Genomic DNA, 20,848 nt, shown 5'->3' with positions numbered 1-20,848 from the left:
ATTGCTGGTATTTCGTAAATCCGCGTGGTCAAATTACTTCAGCCGTACAGCAAACCGCACCCAGCGACGCGCATCCGGCGGATGCCGCTCAAGGGGGACTTGAGGGCCCATTTCGGGGGAAAGACGAACTCTCATGACACACCGTAATCGTTTGCTGACTTTTGGCTCCTGCGCCGCGCTTGTTGCCGGCTCCGCATTCATTACTGCAACTCCCGCCACTGCGGCGCCGAACTCCGGGTCGTGCGTCACCGCGCAGGTCGCCCTGGCCGGCGCCCTCGACTCCGCCTCGGTGGATATCGCCCTGGCCTACGAGTTGAAGGCCGCACTTACCGCGCTGGAGGCGGCTTCCCTTGCCCTTGACGAGGCATGGATGGCCGCTGACGCAGCAGCCGCCGAGGAATACGCGGCCTATGATCTGGCTATCCAGGCCTACGAATCAGCCATCGTGGCAGTCGAAGCCACCCAGGTGGCGCTGGATGCCGCCCAGACCATCAAGATCCTCGCGGATGATCGGGTGGTTGCAGCGGAACTGGCGCTCGCCGCAGTGGCAGAGGGCGACGATGAAGCACGTCTGGCAGCCGAAGCGGAACTCGCGGCGGCGCTGATCGCCCAGGCCGACGCAACCGCAGTGCTCTCCGCACGGCAGGCAGAACGCGACGCCGCTCCTGCAGCTTTCGAAGCTGCTGATGCAGCCCTGATGGACGCGCAGACCGCGCTCGACAATGCACTGTACTCCGAAGCGGTGATTGCCGCCGAGACCAACTACTTCGCCACCGTCGAGGTAATCGAGGGTGTGCTCTCCGCACTGGGCGGACCGGGTACCAGCGTGGAAGAGGTCCAGGTACTGGTCAACGCCGCGATCGCCGCCTGCGCTGCAACCGGGGCCGGCACGGGACAGCAAATTGAAGTGCCCGTCGTCGCCATCGTTCCCAGCACCCCGGCCGCTCCCGGAGCCGTTGCACCAGCGGCCGGGCGGGGTCTGAACGTCCAGACCGCAGCAGCTGAAACCTCGGTGACCGATGGTGGGGCCTTGGCGATCGGCGGACTGGCCGGAGGCGCCTTGATGCTCCTGTCGGGTGCCGCCGTCTGGCTGCGTCGATCCGCGAAGGCATAACAGTGACCGGCCGACGGCGTCGCGCTGCCCGCTGGACGGGCCTGGCGCTGTCGGCCGCACTGATCGTTACCGCGTCCTCGGTGGCTGGTGCAGCATCACCCCCACCAGTTACATTCGAGCGGCAGGCAGTGGCGGTCGCGTACGCGCCCGCCCAGCCTGCTGCCCCCGAAGTAACTGTCGCTCCACCCGTTCCTGCCGCGGGGCCCGCGGCATCCCCGCCAGGGTGGTTGACCGTGGAAGCGGCCGGGATCGACCAGTCGATCCTTCCGCTCACGCCCTCGGCCGAGGAGTTCGCCACCCAGTCGATCGTTCCGCCCCTGACCGAGGACGCCTACTGGTTGACCTCATTCGGGTCCCCCGGCAGCGGATCCGAGGACACCACCTACCTCACCGGACACAGCTGGGAGGGCAAGGACGCCCCCTTCAACCGGCTCAGTACGGACACGGAGGTGGGTGACTCCATCCAGCTGACCACCGAGACCGGTGTCCTGGATTACGTCATCGATTCGATCACCACCCTCGACAAGGACACGCTCAAGGACAGCGAGATCTGGGACATCGTACCCAACCGCCTGGTGGTGATCAGCTGCTACACGGAGGACATCTGGGGCAAGAACGTGGTGATCACCGCGACCCCCGCTGAATGATCGAGCCCTTGACCACCCCTCCCTGTGGGCATCGTTGCGTGCCGGAGGACCACCAGATCAGTCGCTGCGGGGGCCCCGGTGAAGCCGAAACCCTGCACCCGCTACCTGACAGTGCCTGCAGCGGAGGTAGAGGCAATCCTGAAAGGCCTGGGAGGCCTTGACCTGTTCCTGCCGGAACCTACCCGGTCCGCCGCTCAGCGGCGAACCTCACCACCTCACCATTTCGGGCAGTTCCTGGCTCAGGTTTAGCGGGCGCCGACGATCTGAGACTCACGTGGGTTGGCGCTCCCCCCGGGTACTCGGCAGCAATCGGAGTGCACTCTGCTCTGGACCCGATTGCCGTTGAACTGGCCGATCTTCTGGTGTGACCGATTACCCGCGGGCACTCGACGACGCGTGAGCGATGCAAAACGCGGTCCACGGCCGGGCGTCGAGCCGGCCCACGGCAATCGGGTCCCCACAGAACACGCACCGACCGTAGGTGCCGTGGTCGAGCCGCTCCAATGCCGCCTGGATCTCGGCAGCACGGGTAGCCGCGGCCCGCGAGAGCACCGACATCTGGGACAGCTCAGAGGCGATGGTCGTTCCCTCAGGGTCGTGTTCGTCGTCCACATTCGAATTGTCCCGGGCAGCGCTCACCGAGCGGCTGTCCGCCGCGAGCGCTGCGGAACTGGCCCGTGCACGCTGCAGTTCCTCCAGGAGCAACGGACGGTACCGCCCAAACCCTTCGTCTGTTGCCATCCAGCTATGGTACGGCGCTTGTCTACCGGTACCGATCCGTCACGGGGCAATTGAAGGGTTCGGCGGCCAGCCCCACCTGGTTCAGATACCTGATGACGATGCCATAGGACCGCAGCAATGAGGTTTCGGTGTAGGGAACTCCGTGCTCAAGGCAGTGCGCCTGGACGATCGTTTGTGCACGGCGAAGCTGGGGGCGGGCCATGTCGGGAAACAGGTGATGTTCCACCTGGTAGTTCAGCCCTCCCATCAACAGGGCAAGGAGCCGTCCACCGCTGATGTTGCGGGAGGTTAGGACCTGCCGGCTGAGGAAATCAACCCGTTGCCCTGCGGGGATGATGGGCATCCCCTTGTGGTTCGGAGCGAAGGAACTACCCAGGTACAGGCCAAACACGGCCATCTGTACACCGATAAAGGCGGCTCCCAGCCCCGGAGGAAGGAAGACGAAGACAACCGCTGCGTACAGCCCGAGGCGGAGCAGGACGCCTGACAGCTCAAGCCACCGATGCGACACCCGGGTTCGACTGAGGAGGTACTTCAGTGAGTCGAAGTACAGGGTGTATCCCAGGAAGAGCAGGAGGGGAAACAACAGATATCCCTGCCGCTGCAACACGAACGCAGCGACGCGGCTCCGCTCCCCCACCGCCTCCTCGTGAAAAACCAGCGCGCCCTTTGCGATGTCAGGGTCAACCGAAATGGTGTTGGGGTGGTCGTGATGGCGGCTGTGCTTGTTGACCCAGTAGCCATAGCTCATGCCGACCAGGAGACCCGCGACGGTTCTGGCGGCCCATTCGTTGGCCCGGCGGGTGCTGAAGATTTGGCAGTGCGCCGCCTCATGGGCCCAGAAGGCAAAGTGCGTCAGCATCAGTCCGAGGCCCGCGGCCGTCAGCAACTGAAACCACGAGTCCCCGAGGGTGAAGAACCCCACCCACACTCCACTGAAGAGCGTCAGGGTGCCGACAAGGTGGCTTAGATAGTAGCCCCTGCGCCGTTCAAGTAACCCTTCGCTGCGCACCCTCCTCAGCAGTGAGGAGTAGGAGTTGACGAGCGCATTCTCGCGAATTCGGGGGACGGCCGTCGTGGCGCGTCCCGTGACAGACGTGCGCTCTGCGCTGATGGTTTGCTGTGCTGTTATCCCACTCATTGAGTGACCCTTCATAGCGACTTTGCTTCACGCCGCCGGGTTCTGGGACAACAGTTAAAGGATAGTTCCTCCTTGCTGGCACGTCTATGAATCCGCGCGCGGGCGCTGGCCTCGGGAAATCAATTCTCCGAAGGTCCGGACACGTATCGACTATCCTGAGATGATAGGCAGCCCGCCTTAGGGATTGCCGCTCGGCTAATGGATCGCTCCGTCATCTGACGGATGCGGCAGGAATGTCAGGGAAATATGGTTGAGCGGTCAGCTAATACGTCGCAGAGTGACCACGTAAACCTCTGTGCCCCCTATCTGGTCAAGCTCCCCGTGACCGGCGCCGCTATCTCTCTCAGCAGCGGGTCCCAGCAAGAAACCATCTGTTGCAGCGACCCGGTGGCAGGCAAACTCGACGAACTCCAGTTCGAACTGGGCGAAGGTCCCCGGTGGGATGCCCTTGCGAGCCGACTGCCGGTACTGGTCCCGGACACCGCCGACGGTTGGCACACCCGGTGGCCTGTCTTCGGGAACGCTGTTCGGGCCACCGAGGTCAGGGCGATGTTTGTCTTCCCTCTGGTTCTTGGCGCCATTGATATCGGAGTGGTCGAGCTATATCGAACCCGACCCGGGGCACTGAGCGGCGCCAGCCAGGCGGTGGCATCGAACCTCACGGAGACAACCTCCTGGACCCTCCTCCGGCGGATCCTGGCCCAGGAGCCCGATCACGATGGCTCGTTCGGCGGCACCGAGGGCTCCTCCCTGTCGCGGCGTGAGATCCATCAGGCCACCGGCATGGTCCTTGCCCAGGCCAACGTCAGCGCCACCGATGCCCTGCTGCTGCTGCGGGGATATGCCTTCTCCGAAAGTCGGCCGCTGAAAGACGTCGCAGCCGACGTGATTGAACGTCGGCTGGACTTTAAGCCCAATCCACAGAGAGCGGAGTAAACTTTACTTATGGTGACCACGACCCGGGCGGAACGCGTTAGCGCCGCTTTTGTAAAGATCGCCGACACTTTGGTTGACGACTATGACGTCCTCGACCTCCTGCACGCCCTTGTGGAGGAATCGATCGGCATCCTTGACGCTTCAGCTGCTGGCCTCCTCCTGGTGGATCAGTACGGCGAGTTGCAGGTGCTGGCCTCCACCAGCGAGGAAAGCCAACTCGTGGAGGTGCTGCAGCGGGAGGCCGGTGCGGGCCCGTGCGTCGAATGTTTCCTGACGGGCACGGTGGTCACTGTCAACGACATCAGGGAGCTCGGAGACCGCTGGCCAGAGTTCAAGGATGCCGCCCTGTCCCAGGGATTCCGCTCGGTGCATGCCATTCCACTCCGGGTCAGGGGCAGGACCATCGGTGCGCTCAACCTGTTTGGGAGCACCTCTGGGGCGCTCAGTGCCGAGGACGCGGCCATTGGCCAGGCACTGGCCGACGTGGCGACCATCAGCATCCTGCAGGAGCGGGCGATCCGCGAGGCCGAAATGATCAATGACCAGTTGCAGCGGGCGCTGACCAGCCGCATCCTCATCGAACAGGCCAAGGGTGTTGTGGCCCAGCTGAGCAACGTCGACATGCATGAGTCGTTCACCCGGATCCGCAATCACGCCCGGAGCAACCACCTCACCCTGCACGACACCGCCGCCAGGATCGTTGACCGTTCCCTGACGCTCTGAGATCCTGCGCCCGGCGCTAGTGCGCCAGGGCGCGGTTTCAAGTAACCGCGCCTTAAATGAAGTAACCGCCCCTTAAATAGAGGAGCGCTGCCAGCCGGTTCGGTGGCTGGGGGGAATTACCGAACCGGCTGACAACGCAAGTTGTCAGGTTGCCGTCAGTGCCGATGTACCTAATCGACTACTAACCGCGGTTTAGCTGCCATATGGTCTCCCTCTAAGAGTCGTTCGACTGTCTCAGAACTCATATCTCATATACCTCCCCAAAACCGACGATGCTGAGGATTCGCATTACTGCCACCAAATGTTGAGCCGTAAACGGCTAAGCAGGAACGCTCCGCCTGGCAAGAACACCAAGTCAGGGAGAATAGAAAATGCCCCGACCAATTGCTTCCGCGGAATGCACATACTCAACACGGTGCCGGGGTCTGGGGCAGTACACCAAGCATAATCCTCCCGAGCAATTGCGTCTACAGTTGAGGCTTCTCTTTCGCCACTGATTCTTCTGTCGGCAAAGTCTCGGCAATATCAGCGAACACCGCCCGCGATTCGGGGAGCCACGGCATCCCGACAAACACGTGGAACGCCCCGGCAAACCGATGGAGCGTCACGTCGCCGCCGGCGTCGCGCATCCCCCGTTCAAAGGCGAGAGCATCCGCCATGCAGATGTCCCGGGTGCCCTGATAAATGGAGGTCGGCGGCAGGCCAGCCAACGCAGTCGGTGAAGCGAAGACCGGGCTGAGTGAGGGGTGCCGCGGGTCGGCATCCCCTGCCCACCACCTGCCGGCCTCGACGGCGCCGGGCACGCCCAGCATCGGGTCAACCCGATCGTACTGTGGAATATCCGGGTTGGTGCCGGTGATGTCCAGCCACGGTGAGAACAGCACCAGCCGGCCGGGACGCGGCAGATCCGCGGCGGCGAAGTGCAACGCCTGCCCCACCGCCAAGCCTGCACCCGCCGAGTCGCCCGCCAGGACGACGTCGGCGGCGGCGGTGGTGCTGAGCACCCGCTGGTAGACAGCGGTGAGATAGCGGTAGGCCCCGGTGACCGTGTGCTCGGGTGCCAACCGGTACAGCGGAACCGTCACCGTGGCACCGGTGGATCTGATCAAAGCAGCGATGATCCACCAGTGCACTATGGCCAGTTCGTTGATGTAGGTGCCGCCGTGGGTGTAGATGATGTGCCGGCCCGAGCCACCGGACCGCGGCCGCAGCGTCAGTGTCCGGACACCATCAACGAGGTAATCCTCGATGCTGCACTGCCGGCGCAGCGCGCGGGTCAGCGGCGCGGGGCTGGGATAGGTGCGCTGCAGGTAGTGTCCCCGCATCCAGCCGACCGAGTTGTAGTGCGCCTTGGTGGGCGTCAGACGCAAGGCGGCACTGACAAGTCGCATGGGCACGCTCGGACGATTGGGAGCGGTCCGGTTGGTCGGGATCATGGGCTTAACTCTAGAGGCCTAGCGGTGGCGGGCGCCGCTGCCTAAGGTGAGAGGATGGTAAACCCGGCACACACCAGCCTCCAGCACAGCTGGCAGGGCGAGGACGATCCCACCAGGATCGACACGGCAACGATCAACCTCGAGACCGACCGCCTCACCGCGCACGGAACTTCCCGGACCGCTGACTACGCGATCAGCTGGGCGCTCGCGACGACCTCGGGCTGGGTCACCCAGCGGCTCACCGCGACGGTCCACGGGCAGGGGTGGAGCCGCCACCTCGAGCTGGACCGCAACGAGGCCGGTGAGTGGTCCTGCGTGGCGCACAGCTCCGGAGATTCAGCCCTTCCGGAACCCGGAATCACTGACCCTGACGCCCTGGCTGGCGCGTTGGACTGTGACCTGGGCCTGTGCCCGGTCACCAACACCATGCCGATCCTGCGGCTTGACCTTCTGTCGGGGGACGCCGCTCCGGTCGATGAAACCGAGTTGACCATGGCCTGGGTGGAGGTGCCGAGCCTGCGCGTTATCCCCAGCCGTCAGGTGTACAGCCATGTGCGTTCAGCGCGTGAGGATAGCCCCGCCATGGTGTTGTACAGCTCGGGTAACGGCGGCTTTACTGCCGAACTCACCGTGGACGACGACGGCGTCGTGGTGGACTATCCCGGTCTCGCCCGGCGGATCCGCTAACACCCCGGCAGCCCGCGGTGGCTGGCTCTGGGTAAACTCGTGGAGGCCGGTAATGCATCTGGCGCAGACCAACCACGTGCAACCCGGACAGCGAGGAACCCATGATCGACGCGGCGGACGTAGCCCTGCTGATCGACCTGCTGGGAGTCTTCTTCTTCGCCGTCTCCGGCTCCCTGCTGGCTGCACGCAAGGGCTTCGATCTGGTGGGTTCCCTGCTCCTCGCCTCGCTCGCCGGGCTGGGCGGCGGTGTGGCACGGGACCTCATCATCGACACGGTTCCGGCGGCGTTCTCGAATCCCGCCTACCTGATTCCGCCGGTACTCGCCACCCTGCTGGTGTATTTCCTGTTCTCCGGAGTGGAGCGGGTCAGCAACCTGTTGGTGGTCTTCGACGCCGCAGGCCTGGGATTGTTCTGTATTACCGGCACGGTCAAGGCGCTCGAGTTCGGACTGCACCCGGTAGCGGGGATCCTGCTTGGGGTGACCACGGCCGTCGGTGGCGGATTACTGCGCGACGTCGTCGCGAACGAGATACCCCAGCTGTTCGATCCGCGGGACATCTATGCCCTCCCCGCGATGCTGGGCGCCGGACTGACTACCCTGCTGGTGGGCACTGGGTGGTTCAACGTGGTGACCGGAGCCGTCGTCGCGACACTGGTCTTCGCGCTGCGGGTTCTCGCGTGGCGCTTCAGCTGGCGGGCGCCCCTCGCGGTGCTCGGCTGGAAGCGTTCAGGCACTGCTTAACCGACCCCGCAGCGGGGGCTAGGATGGATGTATCCCCCACCCCCACCCCTGGAGTTCCAAGTGACTGAGCTATTCCTGGACAAATTCCGTGCGCTTGTTCCGGCGTACTTCGATGACCAGTGGTCGGCGGAAGATGGCCTGTCGAAAGAGGAACTCCAGGACCTCATGGAGGACCAGGATTTTGACCTCCCGCTCGCGCTGCGCGACTTCTACCTCGCGGTTGGCGCCGTCGAGGACATCATGGAGGCGTACCACTTCTTCTGGGATCCCGACGAGCTGACCATCGAAGACGGTCACCTCCTTTTCCTCGAGGATGAAGAGGAGAAGTACACCTGGGGAATCCGCGTGGACCAGTTGAACGTCCCGGACCCCATCATCTGGCGTCGCAATAATGCCCGGGGAACGTGGAAGAGCGAAGAGGGCACCTTCAGCGAGTATGTCCTGGACATGTTCGAGTGGGTGTTCGAGGAAGACACGGACGAGCAGTGACCGAATGGGTGCGGCACGCGCCTGACGGTTACCAGTGCCCGTTCTGCGACTTTGCTGCCGGAGATTTCAGTGCGCCAAGGAACCTGTGCCGACCCGGCGATCTGATCTACTCGGACGACCTGGTGCTGGCCTTTATTGCCTCCCACGGATTCGAACCGCACCCCGGCCACGTGCTGGTGACTCCTCGCGCCCACTTCGAGTTGCTGTATGAATTGCCCGACGACGTCGCCGCCCGCATCATGACTGTCACCCGCGACATGGCCGTCGCCATCAAACGCGCCTGGGCGCCGGATGGCATCTCCACCCGGCAGCACAACGAACCTGCCGGCAGCCAGCACGTCTGGCACTATCACCAGCATGTCCTCCCCCGGTGGCACGACGACGGCTTCTACTTCACGCCGAAGCGCCCCATCGTGGACCCCGCGGTCCGGGCACGGAAGGCCGACGAGCTCCGCTCCGTCCTGTAGTACTCGGCTGGGTCGTTTGCCCTTCCCGTGGTGGCTTGTGCCTGTGCAGGTTTCCCCAGGTTGTAGGAGATTTATCGCGCGTCGCGGCCGACACACCGGTCTGCGGCCCGGATCCGGGCCAGTACCTGGGGAAACCTGCACGCGGGTCAGCGGATCACGCGGCCTGAAAGAATCTGACGGATCTGCCGCAGCACGTCATCAGGGTGGAACATGATGTCCTCGTAGCTGTACCGGAGGACGAGATACCCACCCACCATGGCCCGGTTGTTTCGCCGGAGGTCTCGCCTCAAGGCGCGGCGGTCGGAGTGGTAGGCGGCCCCGTCCACTTCAACCACCAGGAAGCCCTCCAGCAGGAAGTCAACCCTTCCGACGCCGGTCAGCGGTACCTGGGTTTCGACGTGGAATCCCGCATTCATGAGCAGGAACCGTGCCACCACCTCCAGGGGAGACTCGGCGGTACAGGTCACCAGGCCCACTACCGCCCGGGCAGTCCCGTTCCGGTCCCCCGGTAGCTGATCCAGCAGGAAGCTCCGGACCGTGTTGCCACGACGGAGTGCGCACTCGACCATGACGGCGGCTTCCAGCGGTGGAAGGCATCTCAATGCGTGGATCAGCACGTCCACCACTCCCACCAGCGGCACCCGTGGATGGGGTGGGACGGTTTGCACCCGGTGGTTCGTGTATCCGCCGCCATGTCCATGTCGGCAACTAAGGTGCAGGGTGGTCGCTGGAGAAATCGTCCACAGGTCGTAGGCCCCCGCAGCGGAAACACAGGTCAGCCGACCGTTATTGAGGACGGCCGCCACATAGTCGGGGCGCGCGTCGGGCAGGGCTATTACCCCCGGGCGGAGTCGGAGAATCTCACCACCTGCCACATGGCGGTCAATCTGACGGCGGGTCGGACCTCGTCTTAGCACCTCGCTGCAGCGGGCGACCGACCCCAGACCCCTGAGGGTGGCGATGGTATCCATCCGGACAGTGCACCCGATTCCCTCCGGTCTGCGGTCGCCCGACTGCCCTTATGTGGGCAGCTTCAGCAAGAAGCGTCGACGGAGGACGGCTGGGGAGGTGAAGACAAAGCCCGGGGCGTCGGGAGCCGTGCAGGTTTCCCCACCTACCGGGCATCAGACCCCGTGGCGGCGGGAGACACGCCGTCGACGTGGCCCTGCTGAGCGAAGAACGTGGGGAAACGTGCACGCCGGCAGAGAGGTGGCGCGGGAACAGGGAAGGACTAGACGTCCCGGGTGACCACTGCCTGCGCAAACGCGGTGAGTGCCTGCTTGACGATGCTTTCGGGCAGGGGCTCGAGGGCGGCGACCGCGTCGTCGGCCCACTGGTGAGCTACCGCCCAGGCTTCCTGGGTGGCCGGGTGGCCGCTGACCGCTGCGACGGCAGTGGCAAGCGCCTCGTCCGAGGTCAGGTCCCCATCCACCAGGTCCAGCACGGCCACGGCGGAGGCATCACCACGGGACGCGGCCTGCCGGATCAGCAGGACAGGCAGGGTCGGCACGCCTTCGCGCAGGTCGGTGCCGGGCGACTTGCCCGAGGTGACCTTGACGCCCGTGACGTCGATGACGTCGTCGGCCAGCTGGAAAGCCACGCCGACCCGCTCGCCATAGGCGAGCATGACGTCGATCGCCGACTGCGGCGCCTCACCAAACAGGGCACCCAGCTGGCCTGACGCGGCCACCAGGGAACCGGTCTTGTCGGCAATAACCGAGAGGTAGTGCTCCACGGGGTCTTCGTCCTCGCGAGGGCCCACCGTCTCGTGCAGCTGGCCCAGGCAGAGCCGCTCAAAGGTACGCGCCTGGATTCCAAGCGCCTGGCCACCCAGCTCCGATACCAGGATTGAGGCGCGGGCGAAGATCAGGTCACCGGTCAGGATGGCGACCGAGTTCCCCCACACCTCGTGTGCCGTCGGGGCTCCGCGGCGGTAAGGGGCAGAGTCCATGACGTCGTCGTGATAGAGCGTGGCGAGGTGGGTCAGTTCGACGACGACGGCGGCCTGGACCACCTCGGGGCGGCTGGAATCGCCGAGGTGGGAAGCGAGGATGGTCAGCAGCGGCCGGATCCGTTTGCCACCGGCTTCGACCAGGTGACGGCTGGTGGCGTCTGCCAGCGGGTCGGAGCTGGCGATGGCTTCACGCAGCTGCTTTTCCACCTTCGCGAGACAGGTGGAGACTGCCGGACCCAGGTCGGGATCGTCGGCGATCAGGGCGAAACCGGGCGGGAGCCGCAGGCCGGTGGCGATGGCCCCGGTGGCAGTATCGAGCTCGGCGCTGTCGGAGCGCGGGTGACCAGCGCTGGTCCAGCCGGGGTTCGCAGATTCAGTCACTGTCTAAGACTAACTAGTAGGGCGCGCGGAGCTGGCATGCGTCCGCGTGCGTGAATGGGATTGGTTGCTGACGGCAGGCACCAGCTGCTCCAGCAAGTGAATGACGCGGTCCTCGAAACCCTTGCCGCCGGTGTCAGTCAGGTTCGCGAGCATACGCACAACGAAGCGCATCAGCACCGGAATGGGCATTCCGGTCCGGAGGGCCAACCGTAGGATGGCTGGCTTACCAATAAGCTGCGCGAAAATGGTGCCAAGGGTGAAGTGGCTGCCCCACAAACCCCGGAGGTGGGGCGCATAACCGGCCAGTACCTGGTCCCGGCCGAGGGGTGAGCGGACCTGCTCGGCGTTGATGATGAACTCGGCGGCGTAGCGGGCCGACTCCATCGCATAGGAAATGCCTTCACCGTTGAACGGGGACACCATTCCCCCGGCGTCGCCCAGCAGCAACATTCCGGGGCTGTAGTGAGGAGTCCGGTTGAAGCCCATCGGCAGGGCGGCCCCACGGATCTCCCCTACCTGCTGCTCGGGGACAAAGCCCCATTCCGGGGGCATCCCGGCAGTCCAGTCCTTGAGGACCTGCTTGTAGTCGATCTTCCCGAACTCGGCCGACGAGTTCAGGATTCCGAGGCCCACGTTGGAGGTCCCATCCCCCACACCGAACACCCAGCCGTAGCCAGGCAGCGGGCGGCCGGTGGCGTCGGGCAACTCAAGCCACCCTTCCATCCATGGGTCCTCGTGGCGAGGGGACGTGAAGTAGGTGCGCACCGCGACACCGAGCGGGCGGTCATCACGCTTCGCCAGTCCAAGACTGACGGCGGTGCGGGTCGAGTTACCGTCGGCGGCGAGGACGGTGTCGGCGTGGAACTTCCGGGTCTCCCCTGTTTTCCGACCGGCCGCATCAAGGATATTGACGACGACGCCTGTCACCCGTCCGGCGTCGTCCCGGATGGCTGAAGTGACTGAATGGCCCTCCAGGATGACCGCTCCGGCGGCGCGGGCGTGCTCAGCCAGTTCCTCATCGAAACCGAGGCGGGTGCGGACCAGGCCGTAGTCGGGAAAGTCGGTGAGCTCTGGCCAGGGCACTTCGACTGTTCGCCCGCCAGCTCGGAGGCGCAAGCCCACGTTGCGGCGCCAACCTGCCGTTTCCTCGTGCGGTAGTCCGAGCAGCTGGATTTCACGCACCGCGCGGGGGGTAAACCCGTCGCCGCAAACCTTCTCCCGGGGGAAAACTGACTTCTCGACGACTGTGACGTCCACCCCGGCACGGGCCAGGTAGTAGGCAGCGGTCGATCCGGCGGGGCCAGCCCCGACTATCAGGACCGACACTTAGTTGGCTGGCCGTGCGCTGCGGCGGCGGATGCGCGCCTGGGCGGGTGCTGTGGCTGAAGAGTCCAGCGGCTTGGTGGCCCGGTGAACTGCCACAATCCCGCCGTTCAGGTTCCGGTAGGCCACGTTTTCCCAGCCGGCATCCGTGAGCCAGCCGGCGAGCGCATCCTGGTCGGGCCAGGCCCTGATGGACTCGGCGAGGTATACGTAGGCGGTGGGGTTCGAACTGACCTTCGTGGCGATGGCGGGGAGGGCGCGCATCAGGTATTCGGTGTACATGGTGCGCCACAGCGGGACAGTCGGCTGGGAGAACTCAGCGATGACCAGTTTGCCGCCGGGCTTGGTGACGCGGAGCATCTCGGCGAGCGCCAGCTGCGGGCGGTGCACATTGCGCAACCCGAAAGAGATGGTCGTTGCGTCGAAGGAGTCATCGGCGAACGGGAGGTCGGTGGCGTCCCCGGCGATGAAGTCGATGTCCGGGCGGCGGCGTTTCCCCACCCGCAGCATGCCGAGAGAGAAATCACACGCCACCACATACACACCATTGTCAGCGTACGGCTCGCTGGAGGTGCCGGTGCCCGCCGCAAGGTCGAGGACCCGCTGGCCCTTCACGGCGCCCACTGCCTCCACCACAATGCGGCGCCAACGGTGGGTCTGCCCGAGGGACAGCACGTCGTTGACGACGTCGTATTTGGGCGCCACGTCGTCAAACATGGCTGCTACTTCTTCGGGACGCTTTTCCAGTGATGCACGGTTCACCCCTTCATTGTCTCAAACAATTGACAGGTCCCTAATCAATCGTCCATACGACCGGCTGCCATCGTCGCCTACCCTGGCCTGACGGACCCGCTCCCGGGCAAGAGTAGGCTTGGAAATCATGAGCACCCCGTCCCCCATCGCGGTCGCGCCGCCGCTGACACCAGCGCACGGCCTCCGCAGCATCACCATCGAGCGGGGACAGCTCGACGACAGCACCGGACTCCTGGACTACGTGGTGCGGAACGACGTTCATACCTGGGTCCGCCGCGGCGACGGGCTGGTCGCGTTCGGCGAGACCGCCCGGTTTACCGCGACGGGACCGGGCCGGTTCGCCGAGGCCCAGGAGTGGTGGCGCACCGAACTCGCCGCAGCCGACGTCGTCAATCCGCTCAGCGTCCCCGGTTCCGGACTGGTGGCCTTCGGCTCATTCGCCTTCTCGAAGACCTCGGGGCATCCGTCCCGGCTGATCGTGCCGCGGATCGTGGTTGGCTGCCGTGACGGCCACAGCTGGCTCACCTACATCACCGACGACGCCGACGCGGAGCTGAGCGGAGCAGCAGCCGAGGCAGCGCTGGCCGAGTATCTGGACGAAACCGCCGTTGAACGTGTTCCCGACGCTGCGGACCGGCTCACGTCAGGGATCCTCTCCGAGGAGCAGTGGATGACCGCGGTCGAGCAGGGTATCGAGCACATCAGGTCCGGCGAACTGAGCAAGCTGGTACTCGCCCGCGATGTCGTGGCAGAACTCGGGTCCCCGGTGGCCACGGCCCAGGTGCTGCGTGAGTTGGCCGTGAGGTATTCCGACTGCTGGACCTATTCGGTGGACGGACTGATCGGTTCAACCCCGGAGATGCTGATCAAGGTGGAGAACTCGACGGCGCGTGCCCGGGTACTGGCAGGCACACTTGACCGCAACAACGCGCCGGCGGATGACCCGGACTACGCAGAGCGGGTCCTGGCCGGTTCAACTAAACAACTCCATGAGCACCAGATTGCAATCGACTCGCTGACCCAGCAACTGGAACCGTTCACCAGCTCGATGACCTCGCACAGTGAGCCCTTCGTGCTGGAACTCCCGAACGTCTGGCACCTGGCTTCCGATGTCACAGCTGAGCTGGAACCTGGGGCCGATGGGAGCGTGCCGACGTCGTTGGCCCTGGTCGGTGCACTGCACCCCACCGCCGCCGTCTGCGGCACCCCCACCACGGTGGCAGGTGCGTTGATCCGCGAATTGGAACACCTTGAGCGTGGGCCCTACGCCGGACCCGTCGGCTGGATGGACGCCCGCGGCAACGGGGAGTGGGGCATCGCGCTCCGTGGAGCTGTAATCGAGAGCCCCACCCGGGTGCGGATGTATGCGGGGTGCGGGATCGTCGCGGCCTCCAATGCTGCCGCAGAGCTGGCGGAATCCTGGAGCAAATTCCGGCCGATGATCGAGGCGCTGGGCATTCGCCGATAGCATCAACTACTTCCTCGTCGGAGTTTCAGCAGGTGAGCGAAACCTTATGGTTACCTATACGCAATAGTTGTAGCCTGTGATGCACATCTCGATGCGACTACACTGTGAAACGAAGTTTTTCCCGTCCACAAAAGAGGTAGTTGTATGTTTGCCAAGCGCTCAGCAGTTCCCAAAACCCTAGCCATTGCCGCGATCGGCGCGCTGGCCCTCAGCGCCTGTGGCGGCTCCGATGAGCCAGCTGCCGACGAGTCAGGCCTCGGCCTGGTCGCCGAAGGCTCCCTCACCGTGTGCTCGGACATCCCGTACGCACCCTTCGAATATGAAGAAGACGGCGAGTACGTGGGCTTCGACATGGACCTGATGCGCGCTATCGCCACCGGCTTGGACCTCGAGCTTGAGGTAGTCGACGTTGGCTTCGACGGCCTCGCCAGTGGTGCAGTGCTGTCCGCCGGTCAGTGCGACATCGGAGCGAGCGCTATCACGATCACCGAGGAACGCGCGGAGAATCTTGCGTTCACCGAGCCCTACTACGACTCACTGCAGTCACTGCTGGTACCTGTCGATTCCGAGGTTGCCTCGATCGACGATCTGGCTGGCGAGTCCGTCGGTGTGCAGGCTGGAACCACCGGTGAGACCTACACCCGCGAGAACGTCCCCGCTGACACCGAGGTGGTGGCCTTCCCGAGCGACGCCGAGCTGTACTCAGCACTGCAGGCAGGAAATGTTGCAGCGATTCTTCAGGACCTCCCGGTGAACCTCGCCCACACTGAGGACGGCACCTACACGATCGCCGCCGAGTTTGAGACCGATGAGCAGTACGGCTTCGCGACCACCAAGGAAGGCAGCGAGGAGCTGCTGGCCGCCGTCAACGAGCAGCTCGCCGAACTGCGGGACAACGGCGAATACGACGAGATTTACAACACCTACTTCTCGGAGTAGAAACCCTGGTCCGGAACCCGCCACGGCAGCACTTCTCCAGCGCAGCCGTGGCGGGTTCCGTTTCGTAAGTCTTCTGAGAGAGATTGGCTCCCAAAGTGAAACGCTCAACCCGCAGACGCCTCACCCGCGGCGCACTGTATGCACTCTTCATCCTCGCCGTCGCCGTCGTCGTCGCGCTCGCTGACTGGGGGGCAATCCGAAGCAACTTCTTCGATGTGGATGTCGCTATTGAGGCGTTCCCCGAGATCCTCACGGTCGCTGCGAAGAACACCGTCCTGTATACGGCAATTGCTTTCGTCGGCGGACTTCTGCTCGGGCTGATCCTGGCACTGATGAAGCTTTCCCCAGTGTTGCCCTACCGCTGGGCTGCCACCGCCTACATTGAGCTGTTCCGTGGCCTGCCGGCACTGTTGGTGATCTTTGGGTTTGCCTTCGCGGTTCCCATCGCCTTCGGGTGGCGACCCCCGGGCGGCAGCGCAGGCGCTGGCCTGATTGCCCTGATCATCGTCTCCTCCGCCTACATCGCCGAGACCATCCGCGCCGGAATCGAGGCAGTCCCACCGGGCCAGGTGGAGGCTGCACGGTCCCTCGGGATGCACCCCTCCTGGACCATGATCTCCGTGGTCCTCCCACAGGCGTTCAGGATCATCACCCCACCGCTGACCAATGAACTGGTCATTCTCATCAAGGACACTTCCTTGCTGTTCATCGCCGGCATGGCACTGGGCGACCGCGAACTGACCACCTTCGCCCGCGACATGGTGTCCTCTTCCGCCAACGCAACCCCGCTGGTGCTCGCCGCCCTGCTTTACCTGATCATTACCTTGCCGCTCACCCAACTGGTGGCCAAGCTCGAACGACACAACAAGAGAGGGCGGTGAGCGAAGTGACCGAACCAGCGCTACGCAAAGGCGTGCCGGCCATTGAGGTCCGCAACCTGCACAAGAGTTTCGGTGACAACGAGGTCCTGAAGGGGATTGATTTCCATGTGGACCAGGGTGAGGTGGTCTGCGTCATCGGGCCTTCGGGCTCCGGCAAATCCACCCTCCTCCGCTGCGTGAACCGGCTGGAGGAGCCCACCAGCGGCACCATTATGGTGGAGGGCGTCGACATCACCGACGACGAGACGGACCTGGACAAGGTACGCACCCGCATCGGCATGGTGTTCCAGCAATTCAACCTCTTCCCGCACCTGAACGTGACCCGCAACCTCACCCTGGCGCAGATTCGGGCGAAGAAGCGGAGCAAGTCCGAGGCAGGCGAAGTCGCTGCCCGCAACCTCGCCAAAGTGGGGCTGAAGGACAAGGCGACAGCGTTCCCGGCACAGCTCTCCGGTGGCCAGCAGCAACGCGTGGCCATCGCCCGCGCGCTGTCGATGGATCCCGACATGATGCTGTTCGACGAGCCCACCAGTGCCCTGGACCCCGAGCTGGTCGGTGACGTCCTGGACGTGATGAAGCAACTCGCCAAGGACGGCATGACCATGATGGTGGTGACCCACGAAATGGGGTTTGCCCGGGAGGTTGGGGACCGGGTGGTGTTTATGGACGGCGGCGTAGTCGTTGAACAGGGCAAGCCGGAAGACGTCCTTGGCAACCCGCAGCATGAACGCACCCGCGAGTTCCTCTCCAAGGTCCTGTAGCCCGGCCCGCGTGCCGGGCCCCTAGCGGCGGACCCGAACGCGTGGGACGATAAGTCCATCTGACCCACCTACAGCGGGAATCCTCATGCCCTCACCCACCCGGCCCGCACGGCTTCGCGCCCGATTGATCAGCGTCGTCGCCCTCTGCTGTGCCCTAATGGGCGGGATGCTCACGGCCCAGCCCGCGACCGCTGCCCTTCCGGTGGGTGATCCCAACAGCTATCACGTGCTTGTGACCAAGTCCCGGCCCCTGAATCCGCTGAACTACATCGCCCCGGATCTGGTCTACTTTCCGGGCACGAACTATGTGATGCGCAGTGCCGTTTCGGCGAATCTTTCGAACCTCTTCGCCGGCGCACGCAACGCTGGAGCCCCCCTGAGCGTGGTGAGCGCATACCGCTCCTACGATGAGCAGGCGGCCCTCTACAACTACTACGTGTCGATCTATGGCCAGGCGGTCGCTGACACCCTTTCAGCGCGACCAGGGCACAGTGAGCACCAGACGGGACTCGCCGTCGACGTCGGGAACGCCAACGGGTCGTGTGGGTTGGGTTCCTGCTTCGGCGACACTCCGGGCGGCCGGTGGGTCGCGGCCAATGCGTACAAATACGGGTTCATCATCCGCTATCCAGACGGTTACCAGTCCACCACCGGGTACACCTATGAACCCTGGCACCTGCGGTATGTAGGACGCCCCTTGGCCACCGAGATGAAAACCCGTGGCTTTCCAACCCTTGAGCACTATTTCAACGGCTCCAATCCCTCGATCAAGAGCCCCACGGATCTCACCACAGTCGATTCATCAGGGAAGCTGTGGAACTATCCGGCGAACTGGTCCGGGGGGCTTGCCAAACGATCCCTGGTCGGTAGCGGCTGGGTGGGCCTGAAGGCCGGATTCGCCACCGACTGGAACGCAGACGGAGTCCAGGACATCCTCGCCCAGTGGCAGGACGGTCGGCTGACCCTCTACCGCGGACTCCGCGGGGGCGGGTTCCAGGCACCGATCCGGATCGGGACCGGGTGGGCGAACCACGAGATCACCGTGGGTACCTGGTGGCGCGGAAGCACATACCCCTCAGTTGTCGCCAAGGACAGTGCTGGGCGGCTCTGGCATTACGCCAACAACACCGGCGGGGCCCTGTCTTCACAGGCACGAGGGCAAATCGGATCAGGTTGGCAGAACCTGCGGATCACACTCGCCGACTACGACCGTGACGGCAACCAGGACGTCCTCGGAACCCGCACCACCGGCGAACTCGTGCTCTACCGGTCGGATGGGAAGGCCAGGTTCATTTCCGAGAGCCGAAGGACGATTGGCTCTGGCTGGCAGCATATCGAAAGCGCCCGCGCCGTCTCGGGATTCCAGGGACCGGGGTCCTACGGGCTGACCGCCCGCACCAGCTCGGGAGCCGTCAAGCACTACCCGATAACCCCCCGCGGGTGGGGTGGCTCCTTCACCGTCGGCACTGGATGGCAGAACTACCAGCAGTTCCGGTAGGTCTGATCCGGCGCCCTCTCCTCTGGCAGGCGACGCCGTCCGGTTAGACGACCCGGGAAACGCTCGCCTTGATCGATCCGTGAAGCGCACGGAGATTGGCGCGGTCCGCCCGGACCTCGATGATGGAGCGGCCCTCGATGGCTGGTTCCAGTGCCGCTTCCAGGGCAGCAACCGAGTCAACGAGGGTATGCCGAACACCATAGCCGTGGGCCAGCGCGCCGAGATCGGCTGTGTGAGGGGTTCCGAAGAGCCGTTCGACCACCCCGCTATGACGTTCAAGGTTCTCCTCCGCGCCGTGTTCGAGGAGCCCAAATATTCCTCCGCCCGCGTCGTTGAGCACCACGATCTGCAGGTCGGCCTCCTCCTCGCCCGGTCCGAGCAGCAACCCCCCGGCGTCGTGCAAAAACGTCAGGTCTCCCACGAGCAGCCGGGTCGGGATACCGGTGGCGAGCGCCACTCCGGTGGCGGTTGACAGGGTCCCGTCGATGCCGGCGAGGCCTCGGTTGGCGTACACCTCGAGCGGGTGCCAGCCCGGGGAGGCAATCAAGTCGGCGTCCCGGATCGGGTTGGAGGATCCCAGAACCAGGTTGCCGTCGGTGTGTTCCCAGACAGCATCGGCCACATGGAGGCCGTTCAGTGCGCTGCGCTCCGCAATCAGTGAACGGACAGCGGCGTCGGCGTGTGTTCCAGCGGCCTGCCAGCGTTCCAACCAGCCGGGTTCGCCCGTCCCGGCGAACTGCAGCAGGTCGGCAAGGGTGGTGATGATCTCTTCGCGGCGCCGTCCTTCTTCGAACCAGGCCACCGGTCCGGGAAGGTAAAGAACCTGGGCGATGTCGGTACGGGCCAGCAGTGCCGCGACCGGCCGGGACAGCGTGGGGCGCCCGAAGACGACCACCCGTTCGATGTCAGCCCCCAGATGCTCAAGGAGCAGCCGGTACTGGGCGACGGCGTTCGGTCCGAAGCGGGAGTTTGAGGAGGGCTCGGCCAGGAGCGGTAGGCGCAGGTGCTGCGCGACGACGGCAGCCAGCTCGCCGGCACCGTGTCCGGCAACCACCACGGTGCGGGCCGGCAGTGCCGGGGTCGTTTGGATCCTTTGCTGGAGGGCGCGTTCGGGCAGTGCGCCGCCGGAAATGGAAGCGGCGGCCGGGGCGGGGGCAACAACAGGGGCCGCAGCGGCGTCGGGGACCAGCGGGTCGCGGAAGGCGAGATTCAGTTGGACCGGACCCCTCGGCCCCGACGCACCCTGAGCCTCGGCGAGGGCCCGCGCCACAAACGGCGAAGGATCAGTACCGGCTGGAACGTCGAGAGCGCACCTGACATGGACGCCGTAGAGACCGATCTGGTTGGTGGTCTGGTTAGCGCCGCTCCCCCTGAGCTCGCTGGGCCTGTCCGCAGACAGCACCACCAGCGGCACGGCGGCGTGATTGGCCTCCATCACGGCTGGCAACAGCTCCCCCACGGCGGTGCCCGACGTCGTCAGGACCGCTACCGGCGCCTGCGATCCCAGGGCGAGGCCGAGAGCGGTGAACCCTCCCACCCGTTCATCAATCCTCACGTGCAGCCGGAGCGCACCAGCCGCTTCTGCCTCGGCGAGCGCGTAGGCCATCGGCGCGCTCCGTGATCCGGGCGCGACGACGACGTGGCGCACGCCGGCGGCGGTCAGCGAGGCAACCGCCAGCCGGGCGGCGTCGATGGAATTCAGCTGCTGGTTCACGCCTCCATCCTCACACAACCCCATCAGCCCCAGAGCCACCTGAATCGGGATG

General features: G+C 64.8%; 21 protein-coding genes. 13 read left to right on the top strand and 8 right to left on the bottom strand.

Annotated features, from left to right (window positions below):
• The first annotated feature begins 151 nt into the window (after positions 1-151).
• Entirely contained in the window at positions 152-1,114 is a 963-nt protein-coding gene (locus tag HMI58_RS08205; protein WP_171618871.1) for a hypothetical protein, read from the top strand.
• Positions 1,115-1,116: 2 nt separating this feature from the next.
• A complete protein-coding gene (locus tag HMI58_RS08200; protein WP_318779157.1) occupies positions 1,117-1,761 on the top strand; it encodes a class F sortase in 645 nt (214 codons plus the stop codon).
• Positions 1,762-2,133: 372 nt separating this feature from the next.
• On the opposite strand, the gene HMI58_RS08195 is transcribed toward HMI58_RS08200, so the two are convergent.
• Positions 2,134-2,502 carry a TraR/DksA C4-type zinc finger protein gene (locus HMI58_RS08195; protein ID WP_171618869.1) on the bottom strand — a complete coding sequence of 123 codons (369 nt, stop codon included), beginning with the start codon at positions 2,500-2,502 and terminating at the stop codon, positions 2,134-2,136.
• Positions 2,503-2,524: 22 nt separating this feature from the next.
• Positions 2,525-3,643, bottom strand: coding sequence for an acyl-CoA desaturase (locus tag HMI58_RS08190; RefSeq protein ID WP_171618867.1), 1,119 nt, complete (start codon positions 3,641-3,643; stop codon positions 2,525-2,527).
• 246 nt (positions 3,644-3,889) lie between these two features.
• On the opposite strand from HMI58_RS08190, the gene HMI58_RS08185 reads away from it, so the two are divergent.
• The gene (locus HMI58_RS08185) at positions 3,890-4,579 is read left to right on the top strand and encodes a GAF and ANTAR domain-containing protein (RefSeq protein WP_171618865.1); all 690 of its coding nucleotides are present in this window, start codon (positions 3,890-3,892) and stop codon (positions 4,577-4,579) included.
• Between the two features lie 9 nt (positions 4,580-4,588).
• Complete coding sequence (locus HMI58_RS08180; RefSeq protein ID WP_171618862.1) at positions 4,589-5,302, top strand: GAF and ANTAR domain-containing protein; 714 nt, start codon at positions 4,589-4,591, stop codon at positions 5,300-5,302.
• Positions 5,303-5,769: 467 nt separating this feature from the next.
• Here the strand turns inward: HMI58_RS08180 and HMI58_RS08175 are convergent, their stop codons facing one another.
• Positions 5,770-6,738: an alpha/beta hydrolase fold domain-containing protein gene (locus HMI58_RS08175; protein WP_171618860.1), complete on the bottom strand. Its 969-nt coding sequence runs from the start codon at positions 6,736-6,738 to the stop codon at positions 5,770-5,772.
• Between the two features lie 54 nt (positions 6,739-6,792).
• Here HMI58_RS08175 and HMI58_RS08170 point away from each other — a divergent pair, with 54 nt between their 5' ends.
• The 4 genes from HMI58_RS08170 (at position 6,793) to HMI58_RS08155 (ending at position 9,124) form a co-directional block, all read left to right on the top strand.
• Complete coding sequence (locus tag HMI58_RS08170; RefSeq protein ID WP_171618858.1) at positions 6,793-7,425, top strand: putative glycolipid-binding domain-containing protein; 633 nt, start codon at positions 6,793-6,795, stop codon at positions 7,423-7,425.
• Positions 7,426-7,526: 101 nt separating this feature from the next.
• Positions 7,527-8,168: a TRIC cation channel family protein gene (locus tag HMI58_RS08165; protein ID WP_171585876.1), complete on the top strand. Its 642-nt coding sequence runs from the start codon at positions 7,527-7,529 to the stop codon at positions 8,166-8,168.
• Positions 8,169-8,228: 60 nt separating this feature from the next.
• Positions 8,229-8,657: a hypothetical protein gene (locus tag HMI58_RS08160; RefSeq protein ID WP_171618856.1), complete on the top strand. Its 429-nt coding sequence runs from the start codon at positions 8,229-8,231 to the stop codon at positions 8,655-8,657.
• Positions 8,654-9,124 (top strand): HIT family protein, encoded by a 471-nt coding sequence (locus HMI58_RS08155; RefSeq protein WP_171585874.1) that lies wholly within the window; start codon positions 8,654-8,656, stop codon positions 9,122-9,124. Before HMI58_RS08160 ends, HMI58_RS08155 begins: the two co-directional genes overlap by 4 nt.
• 146 nt (positions 9,125-9,270) lie before the next feature.
• Here HMI58_RS08155 and HMI58_RS08150 read toward each other — a convergent pair whose 3' ends face one another.
• The 4 genes from HMI58_RS08150 to HMI58_RS08135 all read right to left on the bottom strand — a co-directional run bounded on the left by HMI58_RS08150 (position 9,271) and on the right by HMI58_RS08135 (position 13,544).
• Positions 9,271-10,095: a DUF559 domain-containing protein gene (locus tag HMI58_RS08150; protein ID WP_171618854.1), complete on the bottom strand. Its 825-nt coding sequence runs from the start codon at positions 10,093-10,095 to the stop codon at positions 9,271-9,273.
• Positions 10,096-10,355: 260 nt separating this feature from the next.
• Entirely contained in the window at positions 10,356-11,459 is a 1,104-nt protein-coding gene (locus HMI58_RS08145; protein ID WP_171585872.1) for a polyprenyl synthetase family protein, read from the bottom strand.
• A 9-nt stretch (positions 11,460-11,468) separates the two neighbouring features.
• The gene (locus HMI58_RS08140; RefSeq protein ID WP_171618852.1) at positions 11,469-12,785 is read right to left on the bottom strand and encodes a geranylgeranyl reductase family protein; all 1,317 of its coding nucleotides are present in this window, start codon (positions 12,783-12,785) and stop codon (positions 11,469-11,471) included.
• A complete protein-coding gene (locus HMI58_RS08135; protein WP_171585870.1) occupies positions 12,786-13,544 on the bottom strand; it encodes a demethylmenaquinone methyltransferase in 759 nt (252 codons plus the stop codon). It lies immediately after the preceding gene.
• Between the two features lie 118 nt (positions 13,545-13,662).
• Here HMI58_RS08135 and HMI58_RS08130 point away from each other — a divergent pair, with 118 nt between their 5' ends.
• The 5 genes from HMI58_RS08130 to HMI58_RS08110 all read left to right on the top strand — a co-directional run bounded on the left by HMI58_RS08130 (position 13,663) and on the right by HMI58_RS08110 (position 19,082).
• Positions 13,663-15,003, top strand: a complete 1,341-nt coding sequence (locus tag HMI58_RS08130; protein WP_205208005.1) for an isochorismate synthase — start codon at positions 13,663-13,665, stop codon at positions 15,001-15,003.
• Between the two features lie 144 nt (positions 15,004-15,147).
• Positions 15,148-15,942 (top strand): transporter substrate-binding domain-containing protein, encoded by a 795-nt coding sequence (locus tag HMI58_RS08125; RefSeq protein ID WP_171618850.1) that lies wholly within the window; start codon positions 15,148-15,150, stop codon positions 15,940-15,942.
• A gap of 95 nt (positions 15,943-16,037) precedes the next feature.
• Entirely contained in the window at positions 16,038-16,823 is a 786-nt protein-coding gene (locus HMI58_RS08120) for an amino acid ABC transporter permease (RefSeq protein WP_171585868.1), read from the top strand.
• The gene (locus tag HMI58_RS08115; RefSeq protein ID WP_318779158.1) at positions 16,820-17,584 is read left to right on the top strand and encodes an amino acid ABC transporter ATP-binding protein; all 765 of its coding nucleotides are present in this window, start codon (positions 16,820-16,822) and stop codon (positions 17,582-17,584) included. Before HMI58_RS08120 ends, HMI58_RS08115 begins: the two co-directional genes overlap by 4 nt.
• A gap of 85 nt (positions 17,585-17,669) precedes the next feature.
• Entirely contained in the window at positions 17,670-19,082 is a 1,413-nt protein-coding gene (locus tag HMI58_RS08110; RefSeq protein ID WP_225667959.1) for a D-alanyl-D-alanine carboxypeptidase family protein, read from the top strand.
• A gap of 43 nt (positions 19,083-19,125) precedes the next feature.
• On the opposite strand, the gene menD is transcribed toward HMI58_RS08110, so the two are convergent.
• Positions 19,126-20,796 (bottom strand): 2-succinyl-5-enolpyruvyl-6-hydroxy-3-cyclohexene-1-carboxylic-acid synthase, encoded by a 1,671-nt coding sequence (menD, locus tag HMI58_RS08105; RefSeq protein ID WP_318779159.1) that lies wholly within the window; start codon positions 20,794-20,796, stop codon positions 19,126-19,128.
• Positions 20,797-20,848 lie beyond the last annotated feature (52 nt).

The organism is Arthrobacter sp. 147(2020), assembly GCF_013116715.1.
Lineage (GTDB): Bacteria > Actinomycetota > Actinomycetes > Actinomycetales > Micrococcaceae > Arthrobacter_D.
Note: the sequence above shows the minus strand (reverse complement) of the source record. Positions and strands in the feature narration are given on the sequence as shown.